Source organism: Deltaproteobacteria bacterium (assembly GCA_029210625.1).
GTDB lineage: Bacteria > Myxococcota > Myxococcia > SLRQ01 > SLRQ01 > JARGFU01.
This window is the reverse complement of record JARGFU010000015.1, coordinates 154267-163534: the sequence shown is the minus strand read 5'-3', so window position 1 is coordinate 163534 and position 9268 is coordinate 154267. Positions and strand designations below refer to the sequence as shown.

At 71.0% G+C, this 9268-nt stretch carries 8 protein-coding genes; 6 read left to right on the top strand and 2 right to left on the bottom strand.

Annotation, left to right across the window (positions count from 1 at the left end; genetic code table 11):
• Positions 1-225 precede the first annotated feature (225 nt).
• The 3 genes from P1V51_15630 (at position 226) to P1V51_15620 (ending at position 3359) form a co-directional block, all read left to right on the top strand.
• On the top strand, positions 226-918 hold the full coding sequence (locus tag P1V51_15630) for a TRAM domain-containing protein (GenBank protein MDF1564475.1): 693 nt from the start codon (positions 226-228) through the stop codon (positions 916-918).
• Positions 919-941: 23 nt separating this feature from the next.
• Positions 942-2006 (top strand): beta-N-acetylhexosaminidase, encoded by a 1065-nt coding sequence (nagZ, locus tag P1V51_15625; protein MDF1564474.1) that lies wholly within the window; start codon positions 942-944, stop codon positions 2004-2006.
• Positions 2007-2165: 159 nt separating this feature from the next.
• Positions 2166-3359 (top strand): DUF3089 domain-containing protein, encoded by a 1194-nt coding sequence (locus P1V51_15620; protein ID MDF1564473.1) that lies wholly within the window; start codon positions 2166-2168, stop codon positions 3357-3359.
• 136 nt (positions 3360-3495) lie between these two features.
• Here the strand turns inward: P1V51_15620 and P1V51_15615 are convergent, their stop codons facing one another.
• Positions 3496-4365 (bottom strand): SAM-dependent methyltransferase, encoded by an 870-nt coding sequence (locus tag P1V51_15615; protein MDF1564472.1) that lies wholly within the window; start codon positions 4363-4365, stop codon positions 3496-3498.
• On the bottom strand, positions 4362-5198 hold the full coding sequence (locus P1V51_15610; protein ID MDF1564471.1) for a glutamate--tRNA ligase family protein: 837 nt from the start codon (positions 5196-5198) through the stop codon (positions 4362-4364). The genes P1V51_15615 and P1V51_15610 overlap by 4 nt, the downstream gene beginning before the upstream one ends.
• Positions 5199-5324: 126 nt before the next feature.
• On the opposite strand from P1V51_15610, the gene P1V51_15605 reads away from it, so the two are divergent.
• The 3 genes from P1V51_15605 (at position 5325) to P1V51_15595 (ending at position 9243) form a co-directional block, all read left to right on the top strand.
• Complete coding sequence (locus P1V51_15605; protein ID MDF1564470.1) at positions 5325-6059, top strand: hypothetical protein; 735 nt, start codon at positions 5325-5327, stop codon at positions 6057-6059.
• 50 nt (positions 6060-6109) lie between these two features.
• Positions 6110-8752, top strand: a complete 2643-nt coding sequence (locus P1V51_15600; GenBank protein ID MDF1564469.1) for a TonB-dependent receptor — start codon at positions 6110-6112, stop codon at positions 8750-8752.
• A gap of 92 nt (positions 8753-8844) precedes the next feature.
• Positions 8845-9243 (top strand): four helix bundle protein, encoded by a 399-nt coding sequence (locus tag P1V51_15595; GenBank protein MDF1564468.1) that lies wholly within the window; start codon positions 8845-8847, stop codon positions 9241-9243.
• The last annotated feature ends 25 nt before the right edge of the window (positions 9244-9268 follow it).

Below are 9268 nucleotides of genomic sequence, written 5' to 3'. Positions count from 1 at the left end.
CGGTGAAGTGGGTGAAGGTCTGGCAGAAGGCGGTCGAGGAGCTCCTGCCTCGCAAGGGCCGGGGCTGGAGACCGCCGAGAATCACGTGGCGAGACCTCGCGAGACGCGCCATGGATCCGAACAGGAATCGTCATCCAACCCGCTGGAGACTGTGCCTGGAGCTGGTGCCGGCGAGGTGACCATGGCTCTTAACCGATCACGAATGCGGACCTGCGCTGGATCCGGATGCTCTACGCCTTCCCGCGCCCGCTGCCCGAGCGCTTCTGGGAGGTCTGGGAGGCGAGCGACAAGATCCTCCCCTACCTCGACATGCCCCTGCAGCACGCGAGCCCCACCCTGCTCGCCCGGATGCGGCGGCCGACCAACCTGGAGCTCGTCACGAAGCAGCTCGCGACCTTCCGCGCGCGCATCGCCGACGGTCACCCCCACGCCGCCTTCCGCTCCACCTTCATCACCGGCCACCCGGGCGAGACGGCCGAGGACCACCAGGCCCTGCTGCGCTTCCTCGAGGAGCAGCGCTTCGAGCGGGTGGGCATCTTCGCCTACTCCGACGAGGAGGACACGCCGGCCTTCGAGCTCCCGGACAAGGTCCCGGAAGCCCTCGCCGAGGAGCGGCGGGCCGAGGCGATGATCCTCCAGCAGCGGATCAGCCGCGAGCAGCAGGAGTCCCTGGTCGGCCAGACCCTGGAGGTGCTGGTCGAGGGCGTCAGCGACGAGTCGGACCTGCTCCTGCAGGGCCGCCACCGCGGCCAGGCCCCGGAGATCGACGGGCTGACCTACATCAACCGCGGCGAGGCGGCCCCCGGCGACCTGGTGCAGGTCGAGATCAGCCAGGCCGGCGACTACGACCTGGTCGGCGGCATCCCCGGCGACTGGGGCTACCGGCCCGAGGGCTCCCTGCCGATCGTGCAGGGATAGATCGCCTTTGATACGAGGTCGCCATGAGCGACCTCTCCCTCTCCCGGCTCGCCGCGCGCACCCTGGTCATCGGCTTCGAGGGGCTGACCCTCCCGGAGGACGCGCGGGCGCTCCTGGCGCGGGGCGTCGGCGGCGTGATCCTCTTCAAGCGCAACCTCGAGTCGGCCCCGCAGGTGATGGCGCTGATCGACGCCTGCCGCGCGGCGGCGCCCGGCCCCATCTGGGTGAGCGTCGATCAGGAGGGCGGCCGGGTCGCCCGCCTCAAGGGCCTCTGCTCGGACCTGCCGCCCATGCTCTCCCTCGACAGCCCCGAGGAGGCCGCGGCGGCCGGGCGCGTGCTGGCCCGGGAGCTCTCGGCCCTGGGCTTCGACCTCGACTACACGCCGGTGATGGACGTCCTCTCGAACCCGGCGAACCCGGTCATCGGCGACCGGGCCTTCGGCCGCACGGTCGAGGAGGTGCTCGCCCACGCCCTGCCCCTGCTCGAGGCCCTGCAGGAGGGCGGCGTCGCGGCCTGCGCCAAGCACTTCCCCGGCCACGGCGACACCGAGATCGACTCCCACGTCGGCCTGCCGGTGGTCGAGCACGACCTCGGGCGGCTGCGGGCGCTGGAGCTGAAGCCCTTCGCCGAGGCGATCGCCGCCGGGGTGACGACGGTGATGACGGCGCACCTGATCGTGAAGGCGATCGACCCCGAGCTGCCGGCGACGATGAGCGCGAAGGTGCTCTCGATCCTGCGCGACGAGCTGGGCTTCGACGGGCTGTGCCTCTCGGACGACCTGGAGATGGGCGCGGTGGCCGAGCGCTGGCCGGTGCCCGAGGCCGGGCTGATGGCCCTGCAGGCCGGCGTCGATCAGGTGCTGATCTGCCACCAGGCCGCCCGCCAGCGCGGCTATCTCGAGGCGATCGAGGTGGCGGTCGAGGACGGACGCCTGCCCCTCGAGCGCCTCGAGCAGGCGGTGGCGCGGATCGACGCGGCGATGGAGTGTTTTGCGCCGGACCGGGATCGGCCCGCGTGGGACGCCGCCTGGACCGAGGGGGAGGCGACATCGGTGGAGTATGGGGATGATCCGACGGGGGGGCGCTGAGAGGTCGGGCCGACCGGTTGCTGATGGCTTCGAGCTACGAGCTGCGAGCAGTCCGGCCGTACTCGATGAAGAAGCGTGCCCGAGCTTTCTTCTTCACACCTCGTGAACCATTTTGGTCATAGCTCGTAGCTCATAGCTCGCAGCTCACAGCCAGATCCCATGAAACGTTTCTTCCTCACCGTCCTCGCCGTCTTCGGCGTCGTCCTCGCCGCCAGCTACGTCGCGGTGAACCTCTGGGGTACCGAGATCCTGGGCCTGATGCTGCGGCCCGGGGCCGACTTCGACCCCGGGCGCTCGCCCGCCGCGCCCGACTACTCCCAGGCCTGGGCCTGGGCGGCCCGGCCCGAGACCGAGGACCCGGCCGACCTGGTGAGCGAGGGCGGGGCTACACCCGAGGCGCAGGCCAGCGCGCCGGCCGACGTCTTCTTCGTCCACCCGACGACCTACTACGCCTCCGACCGCTGGAACGGCCCGACCGACGATCCGCGGGCGAAGGCGATGACGGCGGTGACGATGGCCGGGCAGGCCAGCGCCTTCAACGGCTGCTGCCGGGTCTTCGCCCCGCGCTACCGGCAGGCCGCGATCGGCGCCTACCTCGAGAACGACGCCAACAGTCTGGCGGCCTTCCGCCTGGCCTACGGCGACGTGAAGGCGGCCTTCGAGCACTACCTCGAGCACGACAACGCAGGGCGGCCCTTCATCCTCGCCTCCCACAGCCAGGGCACGATGCACGCGCTGCGGCTGCTCGAGGAGCTCGCCGACTCCCCGGCCCGTGAGCGGCTGATCTCCGCCTACCTCGTCGGCTACCGCCTGCCCGTCGCTCTCCTGAAGGAGCGCCTGCCCGGCGTGCCCGTCTGCGAGGGCCCCGAGGCCACCGGCTGCCTGGTGGGCTGGGACACCCACACCGAGGAGGGCGACCCGGACTTCGAGATCGCCTACCTCCACTGGCAGGGCGACGCCCTGGTGAGCAGCAGGGGCGTGCCGCGCCTCTGCGTGAACCCGCTGACCTGGCGGCAGGGCGAGGAGCCCGCCCCGGCCGCGGCGCACCTCGGCGCGACGACCATCCGCACCGCCGAGCCCTTCCCGGGGATGCTGGCCCTGATGTTCGGGGAGGAGGAGCAGCAGAAGATCGAGGTCACCGGCCTCGGCGCGCCGCGCCCGGCCTCCTTCGGGGCCCGCTGCGTGGGCAGCCGCCTGATGATCCCCACCCAGCCCGAGCCCTACGAGACGATGAACGCGGGCGGGAGCTATCACATCTACGATTACGATCTGTTCTACGAGGATGTGAGGGCGAATGCGGTGAGGCGGGTTGAGGCGTTCCTCGCGGGTCGGGCGCAGCTCCCGGGGGAGTGAGGGGGCCAGAGGGCTGTGAGCTACGAGCCACGAGCTACGAGCAACCGGGCTGCGCTCGATGAAGGCGCGAGCCCAGGCGTCCTGCTTCACCCCTCGTGAACCAGCTTGCTCAGAGCTCAAAGCTCACAGCCCGACCTCAACCCTTCGCGTGCACCACGTAGCACGCCCGATACGAGGGCCGCTCCCCACCGAGGTAGCGCGCCGACAACCCATCCGCGTCCGCCAGCTCGGCGACCGCCCAGCCCTCCTGCTCGAGGAAGACCGGGGCGTCCTCGGGGTGCAGGCCGAAGGTGATCGGCTCGCCGATGAAGGAGAGGGCGCCGGGGATGGTCCGCAGCACGGTGCCGGAGAAGCCCGGGTCGTCGACCAGAAACCAGAGGTCGAGGCAGAGGTGCGAGCCCGCCCCGCAGGCGTCGTGGAGGGTGGAGAGGGTCCGCTGCACGGCGGCCCGGGTGAGGTACATCGAGACGCCCTCCCAGACCCAGAAGGTGCGGGCGGCGTCGGTCAGCCCCTCGGCCGCGAGGCGCTCGCCGAGGTCCTCGTGCTCGAAGTCGACGGCCAGCACCCGGCGCTCGATCTCCGGGAAGCGCTCGCGGTGGCGCTCGAGCACCGCCCGCCGGCGCTTGCCGGTGGCCGGGTGATCGATCTCGACGACCTCCACGCCGCCGCGCTGCAGCGCCTCGGCGAAGCGGAAGGGCCGGGTGTCGTAGCCGGTGCCCAGCAGCACCAGCCGGTCGAGACCCCCGTCGGCGAGGGTCCTCTCCAGCACCTCGTCGATGAAGCGGTGGCGGGCGACGATGAAGGGGCCCAGGCCGAAGGTGGCGCTCTCGGCCAGGCCGCCGAGGCGGCCGCCGCGGGTCCAGGCCTCCAGCGAGGCGCGCATCGCGGGACCCAGGAAGAGGTGGGCGTAGCCGTCCTCGAGGGCGCGCTCTCCCTCGGGCCTCCGGTGCTCGAGCGCCCGGAAGAAGCAGACGGCCTCCGCGGTCTGACTGGCCCAGAGCTTCATGGTTCGACGATCTCCCCCGCCAGTGTCACCTCGAAGGGGCCGGGGCGGAAGGCCCGCGGCTCGAAGGCCGCGAGGGCCTCCCCGAGGCGGGCGCAGCCCTCGATCCCCAGCAGCGGCAGGAGGCGGCGCCAGATCTCCTCGGGGCTCCAGCCCGCCGCGCGCAGGGCGCGCAGCTCGAGGCTGCCGTGGCTCTTCGAGAGCTTCTTGCCGTCGGGTCCCAGCAGCACCGGGTTGTGGAGGTAGGTGGGCGGCGTCGCGCCGAGGGCCGCGTGGAGCTGGAGCTGCACGGCCGTCGCCTCGAGGAGGTCGGCGCCGCGCACGACCTCGGTGACGCCGTCGCGCAGATCGTCGAGGACCACCGCGGCGGGGTAGGCGACCTCGCCGTCGCGCCGCTGCAGCACCGGATCCTCGTCGGGGAGGAAGGTGAGGGGCCCGCGGGCGCGGTCCTCGAAGCTCACCGCCTCCCGCTCACCCAGGAAGCGCAGGGCGCCCTCGGTCCTCGGCGCGCCGGCGAGGTGCGCCTCCCGGCAGGCGCAGGCGCCCACCAGGCGGGCGGCCCGGGTGCAGTCGCAGCGGAAGGTGGGGAGGGCGCTCAGATCGTAGAGGCGCTCGGACTGGGGCGGGCCCTCGGCGTCCCACTCGATGCCCAGCCAGCGCAGCTCCTGCCGCTGGGCCTCGGCGACCTCGGGGCGGGAGCGGCCCTTGTCGAGGTCCTCGAGGCGGTAGAGCAGGCGCTCGCCCGCGCTGCGGGCGGAGAGCCAGGCGGCGCCGAAGGCGAGGACGTTGCCCAGGTGCAGGTGTCCGGAGGGCGTGGGTGCGAGGCGGCCGGCCATCGAGGCCGAGGGTAGGGCAAGAGGGGCGAGTGAAGAAGGGGGAGGGTGGGGCGTCTGCTGGAAGTGGGCGCCTCTGCCCGCGCTGGCGTAGAGTGTCCGCCTCTCGATTCGAAGGAGGAGCGAGCGATGAAGAGCATCACGAAGATCTTCGCGGGGGCGATGGCTCTCTTCCTGGCCGCGGCGGCGGCGCCGGCGGGCGCGGACTGCCTCGAGGGCACCCGCAAGACCAGCGCGGCCGAGCGGGCCGTGCACCAGAAGGTCGGGGCGGTCCTCGACAAGGCCTTCCCCGCCCCGGAGGGCTGGAAGCAGGCCAGCAAGCGGCCCCACCGGGTGCCCGGCTCGGTCTGCAAGAACTCCACGGGCGAGCGGCTGAACGCCACCTTCCGGGTCAGCTACCTGGAGGTCGGCGGCGCCGACAAGCGCAACGAGAAGATGAAGGCCGAGATGATGGCCATGGCCGCGGGCGGCCCCGGGGACGCCGAGGCGATGAAGGCCAAGATGGAGGCCATGAAGAAGATGACCCAGGACCTCCACCGCGACACGATGGTCGAGGTCGAGGCCCACGTGAACCAGATCCAGGTCCTCTCCCCGGGCTACCCGGTCGAGATCGCCGGCGGCTACCTCGCCCTGCAGGCCGTCGAGGCCGGCGACATCCCCGACCAGCGCCGCACCACCGTCCTCTTCGGCGAGTGGTCGCAGACCGACGAGGGCGACTGGGTCGCGAAGACCGACCCGAAGGCCAGCCCCGAGACCGTCCAGACCGCGACCGTGATCGTCCGGGCCACCCCCGAGCGCACCCTCTCCTACCTCGCCTCGGCCGACCTGAAGTCCATCGCCGCGCTGGTGCAGGCCGCGAAGTAGCCTCACCCTCGCTTGACCCGGGCCGCCGGGAGGTCCGATCGTCTCTACTCGTGAGGGCCTTCCATCACACCTCTCTTCCGGCCCTGCTGCTGGCTCTCTGCCTGGCGCTGCCCGGCGGGGTGCTGGCCGAAGAGGAGGAGGCCGAGCCCGCCGGGGTGCTGACGAAGGCGCCGGTGCTGGTGCACTTCGAGGACGCCCCCTATCCGCCGGAGGCCCAGGCGGCCGGGATCACCGGGACGGTGAAGCTGGCCCTGGTGATCGACGAGACGGGGGCGGTGAGCGAGGTGGAGGTGCTCGAGCCGGCCGGCCACGGCTTCGACGAGGCGGCGATGGAGGCGGCGAGGAAGTTCCGCTTCGAGCCGGCCGAGGTCGACGGGGCGCCGGCGGCGGTGCAGGTCACCTACGACTACGGCTTCGTCCTCGAGGTCGCGCCGCCCGAGGAGCTCGATCCGGAGGAGCCGCAGCCCCCGGAGGTGCGCCTGGCCGGGCGGGTGCTGGTGCGGGGTCAGCGCGATCCCGTGGCGGCCGCCATCGTGCAGAGCGGCGAGGTGGGCACCCGCACCGACGCCGAGGGCCGCTTCGAGCTCGCCGACCTCCCCCCGGGCGAGCAGCCGGTGCGGGTCCTGATGCCCGGCTTCGAGACCTTCGAGACCACCGAGACGATCGCCGAGGGCGAGGTGGTCGAGGTCGTCTACTACCTGCTCGCCGAGAGCTTCGACCCCTACCACACGGTCGTGCGGGGCCGGAAACCGCGCAAGGAGGTCACCCGCCGCACCCTCACGATGGAGGAGGTCAAGCGGATCCCCGGCACCCGGGGCGACGCCCTGCGGGTGGTGCAGACCCTCCCCGGCGTGGCGCGCACCCCCTACGGCCTCGGGCCCCTGCTGATCCGCGGCTCCGATCCCTACGACTCGCGCTCCTTCCTCGATGGTCACTGGATCCCCCTGCCCTTCCACTTCGGGGGGCTGACCAGCATCATCAACTCCGACCTCATCGAGGAGATCGAGCTGGTCCCCGGCAACTTCTCCTCGAAGTACGGCCGCACCCTGGCCGGGGTGCTCACCGTGAAGACCCGGCCGGGCACCCCCAAGGCCCTCCATGGCTACGTCGATGTCGACTTCTACGACGCCGGCTTCCTGGTCGAGGGGCCGATGCCGGGGAGCAAGAAGGACGAGAAGGGCGAGCCGAAGACCACCTTCGCCGCCGCCGCCCGCCGCTCCTACGTCGACACGGTGCTCAACTTCGTGCTGCACACCTTCGTCTCCGGCGCCGACCAGATCCGGGTGGTGCCCTTCTACTGGGACTACCAGCTGAAGCTCGATCACGAGCTCTCGGGGCGGGACGACCTCTCGGTGACGGTCTACGGCTCGCACGACGCGCTCACCGTCACCACCGACGACCCCGAGGCCCTCGGCCCCGAGCTGCGCGGCAGCATCGAGAACACCATCGACTTCCACCGCGTCGTCGCGGGCTGGAAGCGGCGCCAGAGCGCCAGCGTCACCGGCGAGACCTCGCTGGCCCTGGGCTGGGACGCGACCGCCATCCAGTTCGGCCAGGACATCTTCTTCGACGCGCGGGGGCTCTTCGTCTCGGCCCGCAGCGACTGGAGCTGGCGCTACTCGGATCAGCTCTCCCTCGACACCGGCGTCGACCTCGTGGTGCAGGACTTCACGGCCGAGGCGCAGTTCCCGGCCGTCGCGCCGCCGGGTCAGGTCATCGATCCCCTGGTGCGGGACGACCTGCTCCTGGTGGAGCAGCCCTACTTCAACGTGCAGCCCGCCACCTACCTCGAGGCGAGCTGGAAGCCGGTGAAGCCCCTCCACATCGTGGCCGGGCTGCGCCTCGACACCGAGCCCACCGCGCCCGAGCCCCACCTCTCCCTCGACCCGCGCCTCTCGGTGGGCCTGAAGGTGGCGAAGCAGACCCTGCTCAAGGGCGGGGCCGGGATCTTCCACCAGCCGCCCAACCCCTTCGGCACCTTCGGCGACTTCGGCAACCCCTTCCTGGGCTGGGAGGGCGCGCGCCACTACAGCGTCGGCGTCGAGCACCGCCTGCTGCCCTTCCTCCAGGTCGACCTCGAGCTCTTCTACCAGGACCGCTTCGACCGCCTGATCCAGACCGCCGCCTACGTCGAGCGCGACGGCGAGCTGGTGCCCCAGAACTTCTCGAACGAGGGCAGCGGCGCCGCCTTCGGCCTGGAGCTCTACCTCAAGATCGTCGACGTCCCCGGCGTCACCGCCTGGCTCTCCTACACCCTCTCCCGGGCCCTGGCGGTCTACGAGCTGGGCGACCCCCTCGAGGTCTTCTACGGCGACCAGACCCACAACCTGGTGCTGATCGGCAGCTGGGAGCTCGGCGGCGGCTGGGCGGTCGGCGGCGCCCTGCGCTACGTCACCGGCACCCCCGAGACGCCCTTCGCGGGCGCCTTCTACGACGCCGACGCCGACTTCTACCTGCCCATCCCCGGGCAGACCGCCAGCGGCGGCCGGATGCCCGCCTTCTTCTCCCTCGACCTGCGGGTCGACCGCCGCTTCACCTTCGAGAAGTGGCGCCTCGATCTGTATCTCGATGTGACCAACGTGACGAACTACCCGAACGTGGAAGGTTATCGGTTCAATTTCGATTACACGGATTTTCGCAGGCTTCCTGGGTTGCCGATCTTCCCCTCGTTGGGGATCAAGGGGGAGCTGTGAATCTGGTTGCCGGGATGGGGCTGCGTGCTCGGGCGTCAGACCCTGGTGGTATTGGGGCGGCTTCTTCTGGCTGCGAGCTTCGGAGAGGCAGCATGCAGGACTTTCGATCGCTCAAGGTCTGGCGCAAGGCGCATACGCTCACGCTCGACGTGTACCGGGCGACCCGGGGTTTTCCGTCCGATGAGCGCTTCGGTCTCACGGCCCAGCTGCGTCGCGGCGCTGCGTCGATTGCTTCGAACATTGCCGAGGGTTGCGGTCGCGGAAGCGATCCCGACTTCGGCCGCTTTCTGCAGATGGCCATCGGTTCAGCCACGGAAATCGAATACCAGTTCTTGCTGGCAAGAGATCTCGCCTACCTCGATTGTGTTGACTACCGCCGACTCGATGCTCACACGATCGAGGTGAGGAGAATGCTCGTCACCCTTCTTCAGAGGATCAAGAGGAACCCACCCGCGTCTCGAAACTCACAGCTCGCAGCTCGTAGCTCGTAGCCAACTCCCATGCGGACCCAATCGA